We start from the raw sequence: 22,954 nt of genomic DNA, 5'->3' as shown, positions 1-22,954 counted from the left end.
ACCTGCGTGCTGCGGCAGGCCCGGACATGCCACGGCACCCCGTGCGCGGGCGGTCAGATTGACCGCAAACCGCAGGCGCGGGGTGCCGTGACGACAAACAGTGATCAGTCTACTCGAAGCGTGTTACCGCTCACTTCGCGTCCGACGACGCGGACTCGTCGGCCGGGGCCGCATCGTCGTCGCCGGAGGCGGGCGCGGTCTGATCGGCGTCCGGCTTGCCGTCGGCATCGTCACCGTCGACCGGCGCGGTCATGAAGTTGCCGAACGCGCTGGCGAACATGGCCTTAAGCTCGGTGACGCGCTGCGTGATCGCGGATTCGCGGTGCTGCAGCTCGGCGATGTGCGCGGTCAGACCGTCGATCTCGGACTGCGCGGCCTGGCGGCGCTCCTCGACCTGTGCGGCGGCGTCCACATCGGCCTTGTGCAGGATCTCGGCGGCCTGGGACTGGACCTCCTTGCGCTTGGCGGCCGCGTACTCGTCGGCCTCCTCTCGCACGGTCTTGGCCTTGCTGATCAGCTCGTCGGCCTCCTTCTTGGCGGCGACGCGGCGTTCCTCGAGGTGATCGAGCAGCGCGTTGACCTTCTTCGTGGCGTCGTCCTGCTGGGCGGCGATGTCGGTGCGGATCTGCTCGACCTCGGCGTTGACCTGGCTCATGGTCTTGGTGCGGTGCACCTCGGCCTCGTCCAGGATGCCCTGCGCCTTCGCGTTGGCGGCGTCGGTGATCTCGGCGGCCTTGCGCTGCGCGTCGGAACGCATCTTGGAGACCTGCTCGCGCACGTCGGCGAGCTTCTTGTTCGCCTCGGCCAGCGCGGCCTCGATCTGGTCGTTGTTCTCGGACTTGAGACGGGTGATCTCCTCGCTGGCGGCCTTGCGCTGCGCGGCGATCTGCGCGGTCGCGGTGGCCTTAAGCTCGCTCAGCTCACGCTCCTGCTTGGCCTTCTCGGCAGCCATGCGCTTGGTGTGCTCCTCGCGGGCGTTGTTGATCTCGAGTTCGGTGGTCTGGCGCTGTTCGGAAACGATCTTGGCGGTCTCGCCACGCAGCTGCGCGGCCTCCTCCTGCGCGGTGGTGGTCGTGGTCTGTGCCTGCGTTTCGGCGTCGTGCAGGATGGACTTCGCCTTCGCGTTCGCGTCGTCGACGATGTGCTGCGCGTCCAGGCGCGCGTTGTTGATAAGCGTCTCGGCCTGGGCCTGCGCCGCGTCCTTCGTGGACTGCGCGTCCTGCTTGGCGCGCGAGAGCAGCTCGGCGCTGGTCTGCTCGGCCGAGGCCAGCATCTGCTGCGCGTTCGCGCCGAGCGAGGCGAACGAGTTCTTCTGCGAGGACTTCTTGTTGCGTTCCTCCTGCAGCTGAGACTGCAGGCTCAGAATCTGGCGGTCGTACTGCTGGATCTGCTCACGCAGCGAGACGAGCGTGCTCTGCGCCGTATCGAACGCCTCGTCCACCTTGTCCTTGTCGTACCCGTGCCACACGATCGGGAACCGATCCACCATGCCAACATCCTTTCAACCATCTGTTCAGACACCCCAGCCCCGAACGGGACCATCCACGCCAGAACTTTAGCGCATTTGAGCTGAATACATGCTGGGAGACGCGTATCCTCACAGAAGTCTCATGCTCTGTTCGACCAAAAGTCAGTCAACGGCGTGATTCGCGGCGTTTCGCGACATGTGTATGCTCACCGATCACGCCGTCGGTACGCGAGAGTCACGCGTCTGACGAAGTCCCGCGCAACCGCGCATGCCCCCGTACAACCGCACGCAGCGCTCATGCGATCAGGATGTCGCCGGACGACGGCTCGAGCCGGTAGCGCATCGTCTCGCGGATCACGTCGCCGCAGGCCGCGACCAGACGGTCGATCGGCAGACCGTGACCGTCCGCGACCGCATGATCCTCGGCGGCGCGCGGCAGCGAGACGAATCCACTCAGCGCATGATCGCGTTTCGCCGTCCAGTCCATCAGCCGGTAGAACAGCGAGTTGCACACGAACGTGCCCGCGTCGGAGCTGAGCGACGCGGGGATGCCGTCGCGCGTGAAATCGCGCAGGATCGAGCGCAGCGGCAGACGCGTCCAATACGCGGCCGGACCGTCCGCACGGATCGGACCGGTGGGAGGAACCATGCCGTCCGCGTCCGGCCGACCGTTGCTGATTTGGTTCGTGGCGCATCGCTCGAGCAGTACGCCGCGGGCCGTGTGCTTGAGTCCGGTCGCGATGACGATGTCGGGACGCACCGATTCCAGCGTGTCGTGCAGGGACTCCCATGCGCGCGTATAGCTGACCGGCAGGCTGACCGCGTGCACGGCAAGTTCGATCCCGTCCGGCAGGTCGGCCACACCGCGTTCGGCGAGCGTGCGCGGTACGTCGACGCACGGGTTCACGGCCACGCCGTCGTAATGGTCGAATCCGGAAATCACCACGTTGATCTGCTGCATGATGCTGTCCTCACGGCTCGGTTCTGTTGGGTCTGGCTTGGATCTGCCTGTTCGCGCGGGCTATCGGCGCATGCCGCGCGCGGCCTCGGCGAAGATCGCGTGCATGCGGGCCTTGGCCTCCTCGCGGGTCATCGAGGTGTGTTCGGACGGGCCGAAGGAGGCGGCGTCACCGGACAGATATCCCGTCGAAGCCGGATGGTCGGCCGGCGTGCCAGGAATGTGCGCGGACGGTCCGCTCGCCACGCCGCCGAGTCGTTCGGCCGCGATCCGTTCCGCGGTCGGCATGTCGGCGAGCGTCGTGATCTTGAGGTTCGACTCGCTGCCGTCGACCACGGCGACCGCCGCGTCAGGCAGATAGTCGACGACGACGCGCGTGTCGTCGGTCGGGTGGAACGACGGATCGGCCGACGCGAGTTCGTACGCTCGGCGGATCGTGTCGAAGCGAAACGCCTGCGGGGTCTGCGCGCGGAACGTGTGCGGACGGTCGGGCACCTGACGCACGACCTTACGTCCGTCGCGGAATTCGGTGAGCAGCACGGTGTCGGTGCTGGCGAACGCGACCGTGGCCGCATCGAGTTCGTCGAGCGCGTCGATGCAGCCGTCGATTGAACGCTGTTCGACGAACGGACGCACCGCATCGTGGATGAGGATCTTCGCATCGGCCGGAATGCCGGCGTCGGCGAGCGCGCCCAGCGCGGCCTCGGTGCTGTCGACGCGTTCGGCACCGCCGTTGATGATCATGCGGACCTTCGGATAGCCGGCCTGTTCGATGAGCTCCTCGACAGTGGCGCGCACGGTCGGGTTGACCACGACGATGATGTCGGTGATGCGCGGGTTCGACTCGAACGCCTCGATGCTCCAGCACACGATCGGCTTGCCGCCGACCGAGACGAGCTGCTTGGGATTGGCCGGGTCGAAGCGCGTGCCGAAACCGGCCGCCAGCACGACCGCGACCACGGGTACGTTGGATGCTCTCTTGCTCTGACTCATACGCACCACCGTAACTGCTTGGCAGACAAGTGTGGCGTGTGCCACACCTTCTGCACGGAATATGCGCGGTTGACGAGCCTCCGCCGCGCGACGCTACTGCATCATGACGAGCGCAAGCAGACGGCCCTCACGCGTCTTGCCGGCGAGCGCGGCGCGGCGGTGCGAGTACCACAGCGGGTTTTCGAGCGTGCACATGCTGTGGCTCACGTTCGCGATGCGTTCGGCCAGAGACGTCGGGCCTTCGCCGTCCGACGTGCACAGCGCGGCGAGTTCGGGGTCGGCCTCGAGGTACTGCGTGGCCGCGTGGATGCGCGGCATGGAGTCGACGACCTGGTTCACGCCGGCGAAGGCGAGGTCGATCATCGCGGCTTCGGCGATGTCGATGCCCGTACCACCGAAGCGCGTGGTCGTCTTGGTGAGCGGGAAACGGTTCTGGAATTCGTCGGCGATCTCATCGCCGACCTCGTAGCAGTCGCCGCAGATGCGGGGGCCCAGCGTGGCGACGATGCGGCCGCGTTCGGCGCCCTTGGCGACCATCAGATCGACGGTCTCGCCGATCACGCCCTTGACCAGACCTCGGCGGCCGCAGTGCGCCGCGCCGATCACGCCGGCGACCGGATCGGCGAACAGCACCGGCAGACAATCGGCGGCGAACATGCCGAGCGCGACGCCCTTGCGGCTGGTCACTTGGCCGTCGGCCTCGACCACGGTCGGCTCGTCGGTACCGTCGGCGGCCAGGCCAGGCGTGCCGGACACGTCGAATCCGAACGGCGTGTTGAGATGCCACGATTCGTCCACGTCGACCGCCGTCGCGGAATGCACCTGGCTGACCAGCGACAGGCCGCAGCCGAGCTGCTTGGCGAGCGCCACGCGGTTCGCCTCGATCGCAGCCGGATCGTCGCCGGACTTGCCGCCGAGGTTGCAGTCGCCGAAGTCGCCGGCGCTCACGCCACCCAGTCGCGTCGTGTACACGACCGTCACGCCGGGCGCGAGCGCGATCGGGATCGTCACCGGAATCGGATTGCCGGTCTCATCGGTCGGGCTGATCGCATTGCTGTCAAGAATCTCGTCGTCATACTGCTGCTCATTGCTCATGGTTCCCATCCTAGCGGGGCCACGGGGCCAGCCCAACGGCACCCCGTCTCATAATCGTCCCGTTCATCCATCATCCGAACCGACGCCGCACCGGCATCGGCCGCTTTCCACCCAAGGTCATCCACGCCGAATGTGGATAACTCCGACCGTTCGACCACATACCCCGGTTTTCATTGCGTGCAGCGCAGACCTCACCTTACCTTCGTCGTATCGGATACCACGCGACGAAAGGATCACCATGCCTCGGATAACCGTCCACCCCTGCCCAACGACAACCAAGGTTGCGACATGAACTATACTGATGACCAACCGATCATTCTCAATAGTGCGCGCAAATCGCATCTGATCAGGGGAGTCATCGTTTCTCCTGTTCCGGATGACGTCATACTGCATGCGTACGCGCACGGTGAGGATGTGGGAGCGAACACCGATCGAGACCCGCCGACCTACCTGGTGGTCGACCCCGATCCGCAAGGCAACCGACTCTACGAGATCGGCTACTTCGAGGCTCCATACGGGGCCGATACCGGCAGAATCATGATCTGTCATGCCATGCCGGCCCGTTACAGTTACCAAATACGGTATTGGCACGCGACTCGGAGGTGACCATGGAGACACAGACGCACGCCGACGAACACCATAACGGAGTACGATTCGACCGGTCATATTATGAGCGGCTCGGCGAACGAATCAGCACGGATATGGAGACGACGGAGTATCCCGAACCAGCCGACATCTCCGACGATCCGAATCCCGGGGCGCGACTCAAGCGGCTCGTCTATCAGAAGAAGGTCTTCGAGCAGGAAAACAGGCGGCAGACCCGCATCATCGTGGATGAGCTGCGTCGTCGCGGCGCATCGTGGAACGTGATCGGCAAACTCATGAACATCAGCGGCGAGGCCGTACGCAAGCAATACAGCCGCTGATAGTCGGCAACAAAAAGGGTGTGATCGGGAAATACTATTTCCCGATCACACCCTTCATCAGATATCACAGCATAGGAGAACGATCAGTCCTCGAACGCTGAGCCGTTAAGCGGGAAGCCCAGTGGGCTTCCCGTAGGCGAGAAGTGAGCGGCGTGCCGCGAAGGATCCTTTTGAAGACGATCAGTCTTCAAAAGGATCAAAGTCGCGACGCACGCGGCGGCGCGGGCGCTCGGTGCGCTCCACGCGGTCGGCGCGGTACTCGTCGTAGTTCTCGTCGGTGGCGTAGCGCGGGTTGCGGTCGTCGCGACGCGAGGAACGGCGCGGACGATCATCGCGGTCATCACGGGACGAACGACGGTCGTCACGACGATCATCACGATCGTCGTAGTCGCGATCGGAACGACGAGAGCGACGCGGACGATCATCGTAATCGCGATCGTCGCGGTCATCGCGAGCCGCACGGCGGTCGTCACGACGATCATCACGATCGTAATCGTCGCGATCGGAACGACGACGACGCGGACGATCATCGTAATCGTCATCGTGATCGTCGCGGCGTGAGCGGCGCGGACGGTCGTCGTAGTCGCGATCGGAACGACGGTCGTCACGGTCGCGGCGCGGCGCACGACGACGGTCGTCACGATCACCGCCGCGGTCGCCGCGGCCACCACGGCCGGCGCCGGATTCCTGATCCTCGAAGCCCGGGATCGCAAGGCTGATCTTGCCACGGTCATCCACGCCCTGCACGACGACCTCGACGGTGTCGCCTTCCTTGAGCACGTCCTCGACCGCGTCGATGCGCTCGCCGTTGGCGAGGTTGCGGATCTGCGAGATGTGCAGCAGGCCGTCGGTGCCCGGGGTCAGGTTGACGAACGCGCCGAACGACGTGGTCTTGACGACCTTGCCGTTGTACGTCTCGCCGGCCTGCGGCACGTGCGGGTTGGCGATCTGGTCGATGATGGCCTTGGCCTTCTCGGCCGCCTCGCCGCCCTCAGAGGAGATGAACACGGTACCGTCATCCTCGATGGCGATCTCCGCGCCGGTGTCCTCCTGGATCTGGTTGATGTTCTTGCCCTTCGGACCGATGATCTCGCCGATCTTGTCGACCGGGACGGTGGTGGTGATGATGCGCGGGGCGAACTCGCTCATCTCAGCCGGGCCGTCGATGCACTCGTTGATGAGGTCGAGGATTGTGGCGCGGGCCTCGTGCGCCTGCTGGAGGGCGCCGGCGAGGATGTCGGCCGGGATGCCGTCGAGCTTGGTGTCGAGCTGCAGCGCGGTGATGAACTCGGAGGTGCCGGCGACCTTGAAGTCCATGTCGCCGAACGCGTCCTCGGCACCCAGGATGTCGGTCAGGGTCTTGTAGATGTGCTGGCCGTCCACGTCGCCGGAGACGAGGCCCATCGCGATGCCCGCGACCGGGGCCTTCAGCGGGACGCCCGCGGCGAGCAGCGACAGGGTGGAGGCGCACACGGAGCCCATCGAGGTGGAGCCGTTGGAACCGATGGCCTCAGAGACCTGACGGATCGCGTACGGGAACTCCTCGCGGCTCGGCAGCACCGGCACGAGGGCCTTCTCAGCGAGGGCGCCGTGGCCGATCTCGCGGCGCTTCGGGGAACCGACGCGGCCGGTCTCGCCGGTGGAGTACGGCGGCATCTCGTAGTTGTGCATGTAGCGCTTGGTCTGCGGGCCGGAGAGCGCGTCGATCTGCTGCTCCATCTTGAGCATGTTCAGCGTGGTGACGCCCAGGATCTGGGTCTCGCCGCGCTGGAACAGGGCGGAGCCGTGGACACGCGGCACGATGTCGACCTCGGCCGACAGGGTACGGATGTCCTTGAGGCCGCGGCCGTCGATGCGGTAGTCCTCAGTGAGGATGCGGCGACGCACGATCTGGCGCTGCAGCTCCTTGAACGCGTTGCCGAGTTCCTTCTCCTTCTCGGCGTCGTCCATGTCGGTGAACTCGTTGGCGAGGATCTCGCGCACGTGCTCCTTGATCTCGTGGATGCGGTCCTGGCGCGGCAGCTTCTCCGCGATGGACAGCGCCTCGTTGAGGTCCTCGTGCGCGATCTCGTCGATGCGCTTGTACAGTTCGTCGGTGTACTCCGGGAACAGCGGGAACTCGCGGGTCTCCTTCGCGGCCTTGGCCTTGAGCTCGTTCTGTGCCTCGCAGATGACCTTGATGAACGGCTTGGCGGCCTCGAGACCACCGGCCACGACGGTCTCGTCCGGCTTGGTCTGGCCCTCGTCGTAGATGAGGTGCCAAGCGTTCTTGCCGGCGCCGGCCTCGATCATGGCGATCGCGACGTCACCGTTCTCGATCACGCGGCCAGCGACCACGATCTCGAACACGGCGCGCTCGCGCTCGCTCCAGCGAGGGAACGCGACCCACTGGCCGTCAATGAGAGCCAGACGGACACCGGACACCGGGCCGGAGAACGGCAGACCGGAGATCATGGTGGACGCGGAGGCCGCGTTCAGCGCGATGACATCGTACGCATCGTCCGGGTTGATGGCGAGCACGGTCTCGACGACCTGCACCTCGTTGCGCAGCGTGTGCGGGAACAGCGGACGCAGCGGACGGTCGATGATGCGGCAGGCGAGAATCGCCTCGCTCGACGGACGGCCTTCGCGGCGGAAGAACGAGCCCGGGATCTTGCCCGCGGCGTACATCTTCTCTTCCACATCGACGGTCAGCGGGAAGAAGTCGTAGTTCTCCTTCGGGCTGGAACCGGCGGTGGTGGTGGACAGGATCATCGAATCGTCGTCGAGGTAGGCGGCCACCGCGCCGTCCGCCTGCTGCGCGAGACGACCGGTCTCGAAGCGCAGCGTGCGCTTGCCGAACGATCCATTGTCGATAACGGCCTCAACGGCCTTGATTTCGGGACCCTCCATAGGGTTCCTCCTTTTGTCTTCTGTTATTTTCCTACTGCTGTGCCGAACCTGCTGCCATGGCTGTCATGCCATCCGTTCGGCCAAGCCATTCCTCTGCCATGCGTGCGTACTTGCGTACGCTGTCTGCCGATCGTGGACGGTCCGTCGCGCGTCTCTTCCTCCCGACGTCTGCCGTCCGTCCTCATTCGTGTTCGGTGCGCGGGACTCCCCCGCGCCGTTCCTCTGTCAGATTCCAGACTTAGTTATATGTTGCGTTTCACCCTCGGACAACCGCACCCGGCCACTCGGCCGTATCGTGCCTTGCAATACCACGCAAAAGCGCCCGAGCACAAGTGCCCGGGCGCAAAAGTTGTTATCGGCGCAGACCCAGCTTCTCGATCAGGGCGCGGTAACGGTTGATGTCGACGCGCTTGAGGTAGTCAAGCAGACGACGACGGTCACCGACCATGAGCAGCAGACCACGACGGGAGTGGTGATCGTGCTTGTGCTCCTTGAGGTGCTCGGTCAGGTCGGCGATGCGCTTGCTCAGCAGCGCGACCTGAACTTCCGGCGAACCCGTGTCACCTTCGTGGGTAGCGAACTTGGCGATGATTTCCTGCTTTTCTTCCGTCGTAAGTGCCACGGAATCCTCCTTATGTTGCTGCGCGGTGCACCCGGCCTTCTGCCGGTGCGCTCTCAATCCGCGGGCGAAACACGCCAAGGGGATAGTGTACGTGGCGGTGCGGACTTGGCGAAAGACCCCGCGGCCCAAGCCGTCACACCGCGGTGAGCAGTCCGCCGAACATCACGACGAGCAGCGATGCCGCCTCGATCACGAAGAACAGGATGAACGACGCCCAGCTGCGCGTGAGCACGTTAAGCGGCGACTCCTTGCGGATCGCGATCAGCAGGCCGACCCACACCACTGCGTAGGCAGCCATGCCGAACCCGGCCGCGATGATGCCGAGGTTCGTCGCGTTCGCCAACGGCGCCGCCTCGCCGTACACCACGTACGTCGAATACCAGAAGTTGATCTTGAGCAAACTCAGTCCGGCCACGAACTGTTCGGCGGCCAGTCCGATCACGAACACGATGCGCCACAGCCACGTGCGCGACTCGACGATCGCCATGCCAAGACCGGTCAGCGCGACCAGCGTGACCGTCCACGAGAGGAACGCGAGTCCGCGCGGGTCGAACGCGCTCATGTGCGCAACCAGCCAGTCGGTGTGCCGGGCAGCGAGCATGCGGCCCAGCCCGTACGGCGCGATGATCGCGGCCATGACGGCCACGACGTACACGGCCCACTGCGCGGGATGCGAGCGGCGGCGTTCGATGTCGGCCAGCGACAGGTCGGACTCGGGAATGGACGGCGTGGGATGGCGCGAGACGCTGACCTCCTCGACCTTGCCGTCGACGATTTCGGTCGCCTCGTTCGACTCGTTCGGCTCGGTTGCGGAGGCCGGCGCAGCTGACTTGGCCGCGGCGATCTCACTCTGTTCGGCATCCGTCACGTTCGTCGATCTCGTCAACCCTGCCATGCGACCGCCTTTGCCTTGAATGTCCTGCTGCGTCCTGCGTGACCACTGTACGCGGCACGCGCAACAAAAAGGTCGGGAATCCTTGCCACACTTGGATTCCCGACCTTCTCGACCGGAGCGGATGACGGGAATCGAACCCGCGTAATCAGTTTGGAAGACTGAGGCTCTACCATTGAGCTACATCCGCGTGCCGCTTTCGGCGACTTGTGCCATTATACACACATCGGCGAAAGCGGCAACTCGACCCGACGAAATCGTCTATCGCACGACGATCTTCGCCTCGTACGGCTCGAGATCGGCGTCCATCGCATTCATGATGCCCTGCGAACCGTTGAGGTGCACATGCTGCGGATATCCGGAGAAGTTGAACAGGCCGACGATCACGCGCTCACCCTCACCGGTCTTCTCGTCACCGTCCACCTTGCGCACGACTGCGAGCACCGCGTCGTTGAACGTATCCCAAGTCGACACCCACGCATCCGGCGCGAAGCACGGATCGTCGCGCATCTCGCGCAGGCTCTCCATGCCCTCCCACAGCTCGTTCTGGAGCGTGCCGGGCGTGTTGCGCAGCGCGGCCTTGTCCCAATCGAACTTGCTGCGGTGCAGGTTGCGGCTGTCTTCGATGCGATCCGGATCGTCCTTGTAATCCCAACCGTTGAGCTGTGCGATCTCGTCGCCGCAGTTGAGCATCGGGAAGCCACGCAGGAACGCCATCGCGCGGTGCATGAGCAGGTCGCGCTCCACGCCGCGCTCCAGCGACGGCTTGTCGTGCGTGATGATCGCCTTCTCGATGCCGGTGAGGCTCGCGGTGGTGCCGCAGCTGCGGGCGTCGCGGGTCGCCTCGTCGTAGTTGTACAGTTCGCCCATCGACCAGCTGCCCGGCACCGCGCCCTCGTAGAAGTGGTACAGGAACTCCTTGTGCTTAAGCGGGTCGATGCCGAGCTCCTTCTCCACGTCCTCGTCGAGGCCCCAGCCGATGTCGTCGTGGCAGCGCAGGTAGTTGACGAACCAGCAGTTCTCCGGCAGGGCGTTGAGCTTGTCGATCTGCGCCTTGAGCAGACGCGTGTCCTGGCTGGCGAGCGCGCTCCACAGGTTCACCATGATCGACACGTTGTACAGCATGTGGCACTCGGGGGCCTCGGGCGTGCCGAAGTACGCGGCGAGCTCCTTCGGGGCCATGACGACCTCGCCCTTGAGCACCACGGCCGGGCACACGCATTCGAGGATGATGCGCAGGATGCGCACGATGGTGTGCACGGTGGGGAGGTTCCGGCAGTTGGTGCCGAACTCCTTCCAGATGTAGGGCACCGCGTCGATGCGGAACACTTCGACGCCGAGGTTGGCGAGGTGCATCACGCTGCTCATCATCGCGACGAGCACCTTCGGGTTGCGGTAGTTGAGGTCCCACTGGAACGGATAGAACTGGGTCATGACCCACTTGTGCATCTGCTCGTTCCACGTGAAGTTGCCGGGCGCGGAGCCAGGAAAGACCTGTGGCACGACGGCGTCGTACTGGTCGGGGATGGTGCGGTCGTCGTAGCAGAAGTAGTAGTCCTGATACTCCGGGTCGCCGGCCTGCGCGGCCTTGGCCCAGCGGTGCGTGGACGCGGTGTGGTTCATCACGAAGTCGAGGCACAGGCTGATGCCGGCCTTGCGCAGCTTCTTGGTGAGGTTCGCGAGATCCTCGTTGGTGCCGAGGGCCGGGTCGACGTTGTCGAAGTCCTCGACCGCGTAACCGCCGTCGTTGTTCGGGTGTGGCATCTGCAGCAGCGGCATGAGATGCAGGTAGGTGAGCTTCTGTTCCTTGAGATAGTCGATCTTGTTCGCGAGCTTCTTGAGGTCGCCGGCGAACAGGTCGGTGTACATGGTCATGCCGAACATGTCGCCGCGCTTGTACCATTCGGGGTCTTCCTCGCGCCTGACGTCCAGCTCGCGCAGGTCCTTCGGGCGGGCGGCGGCCGCGTCGGTCATGGCGGTGACGAGTTCGTTGAAGGCGTCGGCGTCGTGGTACAGGCTCATGAAGAGGCGCTCGAGTTCGTCGCGGTGACGATCGAAACGGACCTGGAAGATGGCATCCGGGGTGGCGTGCTTCGCGGTTGCGGTCATGGTGAAACTCCCTCGTTCCTAACGGTGGACCGGCTTCGCGATCAGGTGCGCCAGTCCTGTGCTGTGCTCGCAGTCGATTATGTCAAACCGGTTCGACATCGAACCGATTCGACACGCGTCTTGCTCGAATCCTGTTCATCTTGATTCAGGCATTCCGCAAGACGGTCGCGGAATCAGTCAAGGATCGTGACGGCGGATGCGACGGGGCCATCGTGGGACAGGGAGATATGCCAGTGGGCGGCGGACTGATGATGCGTATCATCGGCGGGCAGCGATGTGAGGAACGCCGATGTGACCGTGCCGGAGAGCACCACGTGCGGGACGCCGCGCGAGTCGTCAAGGATCTCGATCTCGCGCCACGGGAGGTCGTCCAGCGTGAACGGGTAGGGGCGCTCCCCCAGCGCCTCGCACCACGCCTTGAGAACCGACTCCTTGCCGGCCCATTTGGCGGCCAGATGCACCGCCTCCCCGTCGTGCTTGGCTTGGGCACGGGCCGCGGCCTGGCGCAGCTCGCGGGCGGAGAACAGGCCGCGCATCCGCGAGCCCGGTTCGGCCAGCTGCGCCGCGAAAGCGGCTACATCCACCACGTCGTGCCCCAATCCCAGCATTCGGCAACCTCCCGCGTCTCGCACCGCATGGCACGGTGCACTCCTACTATCAAATAGATGGTATGCACCGTTGAGATGCACCTGAGCGGCGCATACCGTCTATGAAGAAGATATGCGCCGCTCAGCGAGCTAGGAGGTGCATATCGTCTAGTCACCGGATGGTGAGGACCACCAAGGTGCTCCTCAGCGGAGCATCTCAACTACCGACCAGCCGATAGGCACTTCCCAGAGACCCGTCACGCGGTGAGTCAGGCTTCGAAGAAGCCGGACTTGCCGAGGCGGGCGTCATTATCCAGCAGCATGGCCTTTTCGACCTCGTGGGCGTCGTAGCGCGTGCCGTCGGGCAGACGCGTGCCGTCCTTGCGGAAGCGACGCTCCTCGATCGGCTCATAGAGCGCGGCGTGGCCCATCATGCCTTCCTCGAGGCGACGCTGACCGGCGGCCAGTCGCGCGTTCGCGCGATCACGCCACGCATCCAGCGCGTCCTCGCCGTCCACATGCGCGACGGCAGCCTCGAACGCGCCCGGGTTCACGATCGCCACGAATCCGGACACATGCCCGAAGCCGAGCGATGTCGCCAGACCGGCCTTGATCGTACGTCCAACGGCAGCCGAACCAGTCGCGGCCGAACCAGCACCGGCACCGATCCGCAGCGGCGTGCGCAGCCATACCATGTGGTCGTCGCGCGCCAGCTTCGGATCCACGCAGTCGAGCGCCGCGTTCGCCGGAATCACGCCGGTGCGGAACAGCTGCGTGAGCCCGTTGATCTGGAACACGCACGCGCCGCCCTTCGCATGGCCGGTGAGCGACTTCTGCGAGATGACGAACAGCGGGTTGCCGTCGGTGCGGCCGATCGCGTGCGCCAGTGTGTTGTGCAGTTCGGATTCGTTCGGATCGTTCGCGTTGGTGGACGTGTCGTGCTTGGAGACCACGGCGATGTCGTCCGGCGTGACGCCGAGCGCCGCCAGGTCGCGCACGAGCTGCGAGTCGCGACCGCCGCGACCGGCCGCGAGCGCGCCGAGTCCGGGGGCCGGGATCGACGTGTGCGCGCCGTCCGCGAACGAGTGCACGTAGCCGACGACGCCCGCGACCGGCAGTCCGAGCCGCGCCGCGATGTCGCCGCGCGTGAGCAGGATCGTGCCGCCGCCCTGGGACTCGACGAAGCCGCCGCGGCGACGGTCGTTCGCGCGGGAGAAGAACCGCGCGTCGATGCCCTTGCCGTACATTTCGGCGGAGTTCGCGGTGGCGTTCATGTTGCCGAAGCCGATCACGGATTCCACGCCGATGTCGTCGATCGCACCGGTGACCACGAAGTCGGCCTTGCCGAGCTTGATCTTGTCGAAGCCCTCCTCAAGCGAGACCGCGGCGGTGGCGCAGGCGGAGACGGGCTGGACCATGCTGCCGTAGCCGCCGATGTACGACTGCATGACGTGCGCGGCGACGACGTTCGGCAGCGCCTCCTGCAGGATGTCGGTCGGGATCTCGTGGTTGAGGAAGCGGTCGAGGTACAGCTTGCGCATCGACATCATGCCACCAAAGCTGGTGCCCTGCGTGCTCGCCACCATCGACGGGTGGATGGCCTGCAGGATCTCGACCGGCGTGAATCCGGCGGACAGGTACGCGTCCACGGTGGTGACGATGTTCCATAGCGCGATCTTGTCGACGTCGCCGACCATCGAGGCGGGGATGCCCCACTTGACCGGGTCGAATCCGGTCGGGAACTGGCCGCCGACCGTGCGGGTCATGGTGGCGCGGCGCGGCACGCGGATCATCGAGCCGGCCGTACGGGTCACGTTCCACTCGCCGGATTCGCTGTCACGGGCGATGGTGGTGTGGTCCGGGTCGAGCGCGACGTATTCGCGGGCGGCATCCTCGGTCGGCACCGAGAAGGTGACGTCGTGGTCGAGGTAGACCTCGGCCTCCTCCTCGTCGTTACCGTGGCGGCCGCCGTCGGACGAACGGTAGTCGTCGCCCATGCCGTCCTCGAACGGGCGGATGCCGGAGCGCGCCACGACCTCGTCGTGATAGCGGTCGTGGATGTCCTCCTCGGGCACGAGGTTGCCGTCGGTGTCGTACCAGCCGGGCTTCGGGCTGTCCTGCCAGGTGAGCAGTCCCATGTTCCACGCGAGTTCGAGGACCGCGCCGGCGGACAGGTCGACGGTGCCGTCGGAGTGGATGCCGAGTTCGGCTTCGGCGCGGGTGCGGCCGGAGCCCCACGGGCCGAGTTCGCCGATGGAGACGATCACGACCTCGTCTTCCGGACGCGCGGTGACGGTCGACCAATCGGCCAGGTCGACGGCCGGCTGAGCGGGCACGTTCGGCGTAGGCAATGCTTTGAGCGTCATTCCGGCAGGATTCTCGGCTCCCTCGGCTGAGGGAGCTGTCTGCGCAGCAGACTGAGGGAGCGTAGAAACTGAAACGCTCGACGAAGCTGCGACAGCGGAAGAGGATCGACCTTCGGTCGCGTTGTTGTTGGCGGCTGCCGCCACAGACGCTCCCTCAGTCACGCTTCGCGTGCCAGCGTCCCGCAATTGCGGTCGGCCTACGGCCGCGTCCAGTCGGCTCGCTGTCGCTCGCACCTCGCCTACAAACGCCGCCGGCGTTTGCTTCACGGTTCGGCCCTCAGCCGAGGGAGCCAAGGCTACCGCCTGCCGCTGAACCGCATCCGCCTCCGCTTCCGCGCGCAACGCGCGGATGTCGAGCGGCTGATCACCGAGTCCGCCGGTCAGATCGACGTCGAGCGGCGCGACTGCCGCGGCCGCGCGCGATTCCGCGGTGCACAGATCGAGCAGTCTATCCGCGATTTCCGCGGTCGAGTACGTACGGATGCCGTGCTTTTCGACGACGGCGACGAGCGGATCGTTGCCGCCCATGAGTCCGGTGCCGCGCACCCAGCCGATCTTCGGATGGGCGAACGTCACGCGATCGGACCACACGCGTTCGGCATGTGCACGACGCACGATCGCGTCGAACGCGGACTTGACCTCGCCGTACGCGCCGTCGCCGCCGAACACGCCGCGGTTGGGCGAGCCGGGCAGCACGACGTGCATCCTGTGCTGCACGTCGGTGTCCGCGCCGATCTTCGCGAGTCCGGCGATCGCGCGTTCGACGCCCCACAGCATGAGGCGCGCCTGCGATTCGAACAGTTCGCCGGAGTCGGCCATCGTGCCGCGCACCGGCGGTGCGGCGAACGGGAAGAACAGGGTCGGCTCGTACGCGGGCTTCAAGACCGTGGTGGTCGCACCGCTCGTCTTCTTCTGTTCGTTGCCGATCCAGTCGACGAGAGCGTCGACGTCGCGGTAGCTGGACAGGTTCGCGGGGACGAGCCAGAGCTTCGCGTCACCAGTTGCATGAGTGCGGTACGTGAGCTTCGCCCACGCCTTGACGGACGGCTTGAAGCTGTGCGACGTGGCGATGACGGTCGCGCCGCCGGCGAGCAGGCCCGCGACGACCTGCGCGGCGATCGAGTTGGGAGCGACGCCGGTGACCACGGCGATGTCGCCCGCGAAGCGGGACGCGGCCGGGTCGTCGGAAACGGATTGCACGGCTTCGGCTGCGATGTGCTCGAACGCGGTCTTTAAAGCGAAAGCGGTTTCTTGGACGGATCGAGTGTACGCTCCCTCAGTCAGCCTTCGGCTGCCAGCTCCCTCAGCCGAGGGAGCCGAAGCATCTTGGCTCCCTCGGCTGAGGGAGCTGGCAGCCCGTAGGGCTGACTGAGGGAGCGTCGAAGCCGCCACATCAACACGCTCTGCGAACCAGCGGGCTTCGTCGGCGACGGGCTTGCCGAAACCGCGGAAGCTGCCGGCGAGCAGCGCCGGGTTGTTGTCGTAGAACGCGCGGGCGAGGTCCTCGCGGGCGGACGCCCAACGGTCGTCGAACAGGATCGCCTTGTTCGCGTCGAAGCGCGGGCTCACCTGCTGCGGCCAGTCGGAGACGAGTTCGGCGGTGACGGTCGCGACCACGGCCGCATTGCGTGCGGCCTCGTCAGCATCGAAGTCGACGGCCGGCGCGCTGATACCAAGTTGGTTGAGCACTGTGCGAGCGGCGGTGGCGAGCACGCCGTTCTCACCGGTCACCTTCGCGGCGAACGCGTCGAGTGCGGCGGAATCGACCACGGCACCGCCCGCGGCACCGCCGGCGGACGGCTTGGAGACGGCCACGCCCTTGGTCTGACTGACCAATGCGACCGCATCATCGATGAGCTTGTCGGCGTCGGGCGCGTTCGCGACGGCGCCGGTCGGCAGCTTCGCGAGATCGCCGCCGCGCGAGCTGGCGCCCTCTCGGGTGTCGAGCAGCAGCGCCGCGGTGGTGGCGGCCACCCAGCCTTCGCCGAGCTGCCACACGCCGGTCACGCGGTCGCGGATGTGCGACGGCTTGACGCCGGCCGCGCCGAACAGCGAGCGCAGACGGTCGCGGATGACGTCGGAGAGCACCGCTCCGAACGGCTTGTAGTTCGGGGCGGCCTTGTTGACGATCTGCGCAAGCTGCGTGAGCGTCGCCTCGGCCGCGCCGTCGACGCTGGCCACGCCGAGTTCGGAGCTGATGTCCATGAGCAGCTGGTTGCGGCGGGAGGAGACGCCATTGGTGAGCGTGTCGGTGGTGTCGGATGCGCCGATCTGGTCGAGGCGCACCTTGGCGGAGTATGCCATGAGCACGCCGATCGCGTCGGACGCCTTGAAGGGGAGGTCGCTGACAGGGCCGCTCGGTGCGGAGCCAAGCTCGCTCACGGCACTGGAGGATTCCTTGGCTCCCTCGGCTGAGGGAGCTGTCTGCGCAGCAGACTGAGGGAGCGTAGAAACTGAAACGCTCGACGAAGCTGCGACGGCGGAAGAGGGACGGCCTTCGGTCGCGTTGTTGTTGGCGGCTTGCGCCGTGGACGCTCCCTCAGTCACGCTTCGCGTGCCAGCTCCCTCAGCCGAGGCTACCGCCTGCTCTTGAACGTCATCAACTTCCGGCGCGAGCGAATCGGTGTCGGTCATGTACACGCGTCCCTCGTCGCGGCCGACGTTGTACACGGCCACGGCACGGTCGGCGAACTGCGGCATGCGCAGCGTCTTCGTGCCGAGGTTGGCGAGCGTCGGCGCGTTGCCGAGGCCGACCTCGACGTACTCCTCCACGCCGAGTCCGCCGGCCGCACGGTCGCCGAACATGAGCGCCTGCGTCTCGATCCAGCGCACCGGAGAGGCGAACTGCCAGCTGAGCAGTTCGGTGAGCAGCAGTCGGCCGAGCTTCTGGCCGTCCGCAGCATAGGAATCCCACACGGCCGGATCGTCCAGCGCGGCCTTGATGCGCTCGGACGGCACGACTTCGAGGATCTTCGCCGCGAATTCGCGGGTCATCTCGAACGGCACGGCCACGAGGTTCGGAATGTACCGACCGACCAAGCGTCCGCGGTAGTCGATGTAGGCGGGCAGCAGCGCGTCGAGCTTGTCGCGGAATTCGGGCACGCCCTTGCGCAGCAGCGTGGAATGGAACGGCACGTCGATGCCGGGCACGAGCATGAACGGCGGTTTGCCGCCGTATTCCTTCGCGCGGCGGCTGGCGTCGGCCTGCAGCGCCTTGAGTCCGGCGATGGTGCCGGCGATCGCGTACTGCTGGCCGGCGAGGTTGTAGTTGACGATCTCGAGGAATTCGCCGCTCGCCTTGGCGACCGACTCGACGTACTCGCGCACACCGTCGTCGCCCACGCCGAACTGGTTCGGTCGCAGCGCGCCCATGCGGTAGTTCGAGCGGCCCTGCGCGTCGCGGTCGATCAGGTGGTGCATGGTCGAGCCGCGGTGGAACACGAGTTCGAGCACGGTTTCGAGCGGGATGACGCCGGCGAACGAGCTCAGCGCGTTGTATTCGCCGAGTGAGTGGCCGGCGAAGTACGACGGCCAGATGTCGGCGCCGGCCTCGCGCAGACGCGCGGTCTGGGCGAACGCGACGGTCGCGAGCGCGACTTGCGTGAACTGCGTGAGATTGAGCAGCCCGTCGGGGTGACGGTAGGTGACGCCGTTGGCGGTGAGCTCCTTCGGGTTGTCGCGCACGAGGCCGAGGATCGAGAATCCGAGCTTGGATCGGGTGAGCTTGTCGGCACGCTCCCACACGTCGCGGGCGGCGGCGGACTTGGCACGCTCGTCGAGCACCATGCCCTGCTTCTGGATGCCCTGGCCGGGGTAGACGAACGCGCTGATCGGCGCGCGGGTCACGGCTGTTCCACGTGAAACAAGCGCGCCGTCGATCTTGCAGGTGACCTCGAGCGCGAGGCCGCCGTGACGCACTTTGCCGACGCGTTCGACGGTGATTTCGACGCGGTCACCCAGCTGGACCATGCCGTACATGTTGTAGGTCCAGCCGGCGATCTCGTAGTGCGCGCCCTTGATATCGGTCGCCTGTGCGACGTGCTGGGCAACGGCGGACAGCCACATGCCGTGCACGAGCGGGGCCTTGAGTCCGGAGATGCGAGCGCCGCGCACGGAGGTGTGGATCGGGTTGAAGTCGCCGGAGGTGCGGGCGAACGCCGTCATGTCGCTCGGCGCGGTGACGGTGACGCGGCGAAGCACCCTGCGAGGCGTCGGCGCGATCTCGAAGCGATCCGCATCGGCAATGCCACCGTTGTCAGCCGTGCCAGCGTGTGCATTACTTGCAGTCGCGCGAATCGCCAGCCAATCGCCGTTGTCGGGCGCCGGCGCCGGCAGCGCGTCGGAGTACGCACGGCCGCGGATCGCGAACCGCTCGGTCTCGTGCGCGAGCGCTGTGCCGTCGGCGGCGGTGTGGATGACGTGGATGGTCACGACGCGACCCGAGGCCGATTCGGCGTACGGTTCGGCCCACGACGTGAGGCTGATCGTTTCGCCGATGTGCTCCAGCAGTTCGGATTCGGTGACGTCGAGTTCGATGAGATGGTCGAGATGGACGGCGTTGAGCAGGCCTTCGATGATCGGGAAGCCGTCGACCATGACCGAGCCGAGCGCCGCGTAGATCGCCGGCCATGCCGGGCCGACGAGCGCGTCGGGCGCGATGCGGGAGGCGACGAGGTCCTGCGGCAGCTGGCCCGCGGTCGCGGCCTCATGGTCGAAGCCGAGGTTGGCGGAGAGGGTGTAGTGCGCGCGCGCTTCGCCGAATGGCGCTCGAGATGCGTCGTCAGGTGCGACGTTCCCCCAGTCAGCTTCGCTGACAGCCCCCTCAGCCGAGGGGGCCAAGGACACTTCAGCAGGCGCCTGGATGGAAGGCATCGCGTCGAGCCGGTCGCCGGTGATGGCGGTGTTGCCGATGCCGGCGGTGGCGGCGAGCATCGCGTAGACGTGTTGGGGCAAACGTTCGCGGTCGACGACCGGCAGCAGACCGGATTCGGCCGGGCGCACGTTGAGCGGAATCACGATGTCGCGCACGGCGTGCTTGGACAGGCCGCCGTCCGGATCGTGATCCCAGTACGTGTCGAGGTGGATGTCGAGATCGAGCAGCGTCGCGCCGTCGCGCTCCCCAACCTTGGTGATCTCGTAGTCACGGTCGCCGACCGCGGTGCCGTATGCGGGGTTGGTCATGAGATGGCCGACCCACGAGATGTTCGGGGCCTTGCGAACGTATGCCTCGGCGCTGTCCGCGCTTCCCAGCTGTGCGAACGCTGTCACCGCGCGATCGGCATCGTCGCGACCATTATCAGCCGCCGACTCGCCGGCCACGCGGTCGACCATCGCGGATTCGAACCGGCCGAGGATGTCGGCGATCGGCTCGTCCACGCTCGTGATGCCGGCCACCGAGATCGGCCCCGGGATCACACGTACCGAATCGGCGGAATACCGGTCGTCTTCGGACTGCCAGAGCTGATCCTGACCCCACCAACGCAGCAGGTCGTGATCGATCACCGGCACGAACGGCATCGGCTTCGGATACTCGCGCACGAGCACCGGGAACCACGCGGCGTCGGCCGGCACGACGGTCAGCGTGCACGCCTGCGGATACGCGGCGGCGAGCTTCGCGATCGCGGCGGCCGGGTCGGATTCGACGTCGGCGCGGGAGTCGAACAGCGACGTGATCTCGCCGTGGTCGACGTCGCTCACGCGCGCCTCGATGCGCTGCAGCAGGTGCAGGAAGCGGTCGGCGTACGTCGGGTCGACCCACGGGAACGCGAGCTCGGCGAACCGCTGCGCCCACTCGAGGTAGGTCATGGTTTCGAGGTCGCCGAAGTACGGCTTGGCGGTCTTGTCAAGCGCGGCGATGATCTCGCTGCGGCGCGACTCAAGCTCCTCGGGGTGCTTCATGACGCGCACGAGCAGACGGCCGCACGCGGCGGACGAGTTCTCGACCTCGTAGATGTCGGCGTGCAGGTGGCTCAGACCCGAGGTCATGCCGCCGACGTCCTTGCCGCTGGGGACCCAGCGTTCGCCGAGCGGGGCGAACGGGTCGGCGTCGACTGCGTCATCCGCCGTGATGCCGGGCGTGGCGACGAGCATGCGCTTGACCTGCGGGCTGGTGTGCGCCTCCTTGGCGGTCATCGCGGCGGTGCCGACGAGCACGCCGTCCACCGGCATCTTCGGGCGGCCGTAGGCGAGCGCCCAGTCGCCGGAAATGTAGTCGGCGCCGCGTTCCGGCGTGCCGATGCCGCCGCCGGCGACGAGCACGAGGTTGCTCTGTTCGCGCACCTGTGCATACGTGGTCAGCAGCAGGTCGTCGAGCGACTCCCAGCTGTGGTGGCCGCCGGCAAGGCCGCCTTCGACTTCCATAATGATCTTGACCGGGGCGACGGCCTTGGCGATGCGGATCACCTGGCGGATCTGGTCGACGGTGCCGGGCTTGAAGCACACGTACGGGAAGCCGTCGGCGTTGAGGTCGTGGATGAGCGCGACCGCCTCGTCGAGTTCGGGGATGCCGGCGGAGACGACCACGCCGTCGATCGGCGCGCCGGACGCGCGCTTCTTCGGCACGATGCGCGTGCCGCCGAATTGCAGGTTCCACAGGTAGCGGTCCATGAACATCGCGTTGAATTCGACCGTGCGGCCTTCCTCGAGCAGTTCCTCGAGCTTGGCGACGTGACGGTCGAACACGTCGGCGGTCACCTGGCCGCCGCCCGCGAGTTCGGCCCAGTATCCGGCGTTGGCCGCGGCCGCGACGATTTCGGGGTCGACGGTGGTCGGGGTCATGCCGGCAAGCAGCACCGGAGCCTTGCCGGTGAGTTCGGAGAAGCGGGTGCGAACCTTGTCACCGGCCGGCGTGTGCAGCACCACGGGTGCGAACGTTCGCCAGTCCTGCGTGCGGGCCGGCTCACCTTCCAGCGTGGAGAGCGCGGTGCGGTCGGCGGCGGTGCCGGCTTCGACCACGCCCACGCCGGTGCCCTGCGCGACGGTCGTGATGAGCTTGCCCACGGTCGCGCCGGGACCGAAGTCGACGATCCACAACCGCGCCGGATCGGTGGCCTCAAGTGTTTCACGAACACGCGCGGCCCAGTCCACATGGTTGAGCAGTACTTCGGCGGCGAGTTCGCGCGCATGATCGGCATTCAGACCGCACGCGGACGCCCATGCGACGGTCTGCTCGACCGCGTCGGCCATGAGCGGGCTGTGGAACGGCAGCGTCACGTCCAGGTATTCGAGCGTCGGGTCGAACACGTGGCCGCCACGCACCTTGTCGGCACGTAGCTTGGCCTGCTTGGCGTGTTCCTTTTCGGCGGCGAGCGCGAACGCGGCGAGGTCCTGCGGATAGCCGGACAGCACGACGTGGTTCGCAGAGTTGGTGACGGCCACGGCGATCGGGCCGCGCACGGCCGGGTTCTGTTCGACGCGGGCGATGAGCGCGTCGACCTGTGCGCGCGTCGCGTCCTTGACCGACAGCATCGGCGTGGCCGGGCCGGAGTCGGAAGCCGCACCGGCCGAGGCGAGACGCGGCACGAGCGCGAGTTCGCGGGCGCGGCGCGTGCCGGCGATGCCGATGAGCTTGGCGATGGCGAGGATCTCGTCGATGTCGGCCGCAGCCGTGTCGATCGAGCCGGCTTCGCGGATCGCGCGCACCATGTGCACGGCGAGGATGCCTTGAGAATGGCCGAGCACGGCGAGCGGCTTGGCCGCGGCGACGTCGTAGCCGAGCGCGGCCGCGTCGATCAACGCGCCGAGCTGGCTGAGCGCGATGCCGGGCACGGAGATGGACGCGTCGGCCGCGGCACCGAGCTTGGCGGTGTTCGCACCGTTCGCTGCGGCGACCGCAAACACGTCGAGCGACCGGCCGGTGGTCGCGAGCAGGTCGGCGGCGACCGGCGCGAGCATCGCGTCGGCGACGGACGCGTGGTCTCGCAACGCGGAGGCAAGCGTCGGGTCGACGGTCTGCTCGTTGAGTGCCGCGGTCCACGGCGTCGACTGTCCGGCGAATGCGAGCGCATGCGGCTCGCCCGCCAGCTTGTTCAGAAAGAATGTGGTCAT

12 protein-coding genes and 1 tRNA gene are annotated in these 22,954 nt (G+C 66.5%); 2 read left to right on the top strand and 11 right to left on the bottom strand.

The window, feature by feature from the left end:
* Positions 1 to 130: 130 nt before the first annotated feature.
* The 4 genes from KIH76_RS04835 to KIH76_RS04820 form a co-directional block, all read right to left on the bottom strand.
* Positions 131 to 1,489 carry a coiled-coil domain-containing protein gene (locus KIH76_RS04835; protein WP_236036830.1) on the bottom strand — a complete coding sequence of 453 codons (1,359 nt, stop codon included), beginning with the start codon at positions 1,487 to 1,489 and terminating at the stop codon, positions 131 to 133.
* 274 nt (positions 1,490 to 1,763) lie between these two features.
* Positions 1,764 to 2,429 (bottom strand): pyroglutamyl-peptidase I, encoded by a 666-nt coding sequence (locus KIH76_RS04830; protein ID WP_214372572.1) that lies wholly within the window; start codon positions 2,427 to 2,429, stop codon positions 1,764 to 1,766.
* Positions 2,430 to 2,489: 60 nt separating this feature from the next.
* The gene (locus KIH76_RS04825; protein ID WP_214372574.1) at positions 2,490 to 3,419 is read right to left on the bottom strand and encodes an IspD/TarI family cytidylyltransferase; all 930 of its coding nucleotides are present in this window, start codon (positions 3,417 to 3,419) and stop codon (positions 2,490 to 2,492) included.
* 93 nt (positions 3,420 to 3,512) lie between these two features.
* Positions 3,513 to 4,514 carry a purine nucleoside phosphorylase YfiH/LACC1 family protein gene (locus KIH76_RS04820; RefSeq protein WP_214372576.1) on the bottom strand — a complete coding sequence of 334 codons (1,002 nt, stop codon included), beginning with the start codon at positions 4,512 to 4,514 and terminating at the stop codon, positions 3,513 to 3,515.
* A 288-nt stretch (positions 4,515 to 4,802) separates the two neighbouring features.
* On the opposite strand from KIH76_RS04820, the gene KIH76_RS04815 reads away from it, so the two are divergent.
* Positions 4,803 to 5,120, top strand: coding sequence for a hypothetical protein (locus KIH76_RS04815; RefSeq protein ID WP_214372577.1), 318 nt, complete (start codon positions 4,803 to 4,805; stop codon positions 5,118 to 5,120).
* Between the two features lie 2 nt (positions 5,121 to 5,122).
* A complete protein-coding gene (locus KIH76_RS04810) occupies positions 5,123 to 5,440 on the top strand; it encodes a hypothetical protein (RefSeq protein WP_214372578.1) in 318 nt (105 codons plus the stop codon).
* 180 nt (positions 5,441 to 5,620) lie between these two features.
* Here KIH76_RS04810 and KIH76_RS04805 read toward each other — a convergent pair whose 3' ends face one another.
* The 7 genes from KIH76_RS04805 to KIH76_RS04775 form a co-directional block, all read right to left on the bottom strand.
* A complete protein-coding gene (locus KIH76_RS04805; protein ID WP_219069597.1) occupies positions 5,621 to 8,332 on the bottom strand; it encodes a polyribonucleotide nucleotidyltransferase in 2,712 nt (903 codons plus the stop codon).
* Positions 8,333 to 8,684: 352 nt separating this feature from the next.
* Positions 8,685 to 8,954: a 30S ribosomal protein S15 gene (gene rpsO / locus KIH76_RS04800; protein WP_214372580.1), complete on the bottom strand. Its 270-nt coding sequence runs from the start codon at positions 8,952 to 8,954 to the stop codon at positions 8,685 to 8,687.
* A 133-nt stretch (positions 8,955 to 9,087) separates the two neighbouring features.
* Positions 9,088 to 9,849, bottom strand: coding sequence for a hypothetical protein (locus tag KIH76_RS04795; protein ID WP_236036829.1), 762 nt, complete (start codon positions 9,847 to 9,849; stop codon positions 9,088 to 9,090).
* Between the two features lie 116 nt (positions 9,850 to 9,965).
* Positions 9,966 to 10,036, bottom strand: a tRNA-Gly gene (locus tag KIH76_RS04790).
* Positions 10,037 to 10,107: 71 nt separating this feature from the next.
* Complete coding sequence (locus KIH76_RS04785; RefSeq protein WP_214372581.1) at positions 10,108 to 11,955, bottom strand: alpha-amylase family protein; 1,848 nt, start codon at positions 11,953 to 11,955, stop codon at positions 10,108 to 10,110.
* A 173-nt stretch (positions 11,956 to 12,128) separates the two neighbouring features.
* The gene (locus KIH76_RS04780) at positions 12,129 to 12,563 is read right to left on the bottom strand and encodes a holo-ACP synthase (protein ID WP_214372582.1); all 435 of its coding nucleotides are present in this window, start codon (positions 12,561 to 12,563) and stop codon (positions 12,129 to 12,131) included.
* A gap of 248 nt (positions 12,564 to 12,811) precedes the next feature.
* The gene (locus KIH76_RS04775) at positions 12,812 to 22,954 is read right to left on the bottom strand and encodes a type I polyketide synthase (RefSeq protein WP_219069595.1); all 10,143 of its coding nucleotides are present in this window, start codon (positions 22,952 to 22,954) and stop codon (positions 12,812 to 12,814) included.

Origin of the sequence: Bifidobacterium simiiventris (assembly GCF_019331715.1) — a bacterium.
GTDB classification, from domain to species: Bacteria; Actinomycetota; Actinomycetes; order Actinomycetales; family Bifidobacteriaceae; genus Bifidobacterium; species Bifidobacterium simiiventris.
Note: the sequence above shows the minus strand (reverse complement) of the source record. Positions and strands in the feature narration are given on the sequence as shown.

Bases quoted from the DNA above. Each gene is read 5' to 3' on its own strand.
- KIH76_RS04795 (WP_236036829.1), bottom strand. From the start codon at position 9,849: ATGGCAGGGTTGACGAGATCGACGAACGTGACGGATGCCGAACAGAGT.
- KIH76_RS04785 (WP_214372581.1), bottom strand. From the start codon at position 11,955: ATGACCGCAACCGCGAAGCACGCCACCCCGGATGCCATCTTCCAGGTC.
- KIH76_RS04830 (WP_214372572.1), bottom strand. From the start codon at position 2,429: ATGCAGCAGATCAACGTGGTGATTTCCGGATTCGACCATTACGACGGC.
- KIH76_RS04775 (WP_219069595.1), bottom strand. From the start codon at position 22,954: ATGACCACATTCTTTCTGAACAAGCTGGCGGGCGAGCCGCATGCGCTC.
- KIH76_RS04805 (WP_219069597.1), bottom strand. From the start codon at position 8,332: ATGGAGGGTCCCGAAATCAAGGCCGTTGAGGCCGTTATCGACAATGGA.
- KIH76_RS04780 (WP_214372582.1), bottom strand. From the start codon at position 12,563: ATGCTGGGATTGGGGCACGACGTGGTGGATGTAGCCGCTTTCGCGGCG.
- KIH76_RS04820 (WP_214372576.1), bottom strand. From the start codon at position 4,514: ATGAGCAATGAGCAGCAGTATGACGACGAGATTCTTGACAGCAATGCG.
- KIH76_RS04835 (WP_236036830.1), bottom strand. From the start codon at position 1,489: ATGGTGGATCGGTTCCCGATCGTGTGGCACGGGTACGACAAGGACAAG.
- KIH76_RS04810 (WP_214372578.1), top strand. From the start codon at position 5,123: ATGGAGACACAGACGCACGCCGACGAACACCATAACGGAGTACGATTC.
- KIH76_RS04815 (WP_214372577.1), top strand. From the start codon at position 4,803: ATGAACTATACTGATGACCAACCGATCATTCTCAATAGTGCGCGCAAA.
- KIH76_RS04825 (WP_214372574.1), bottom strand. From the start codon at position 3,419: ATGAGTCAGAGCAAGAGAGCATCCAACGTACCCGTGGTCGCGGTCGTG.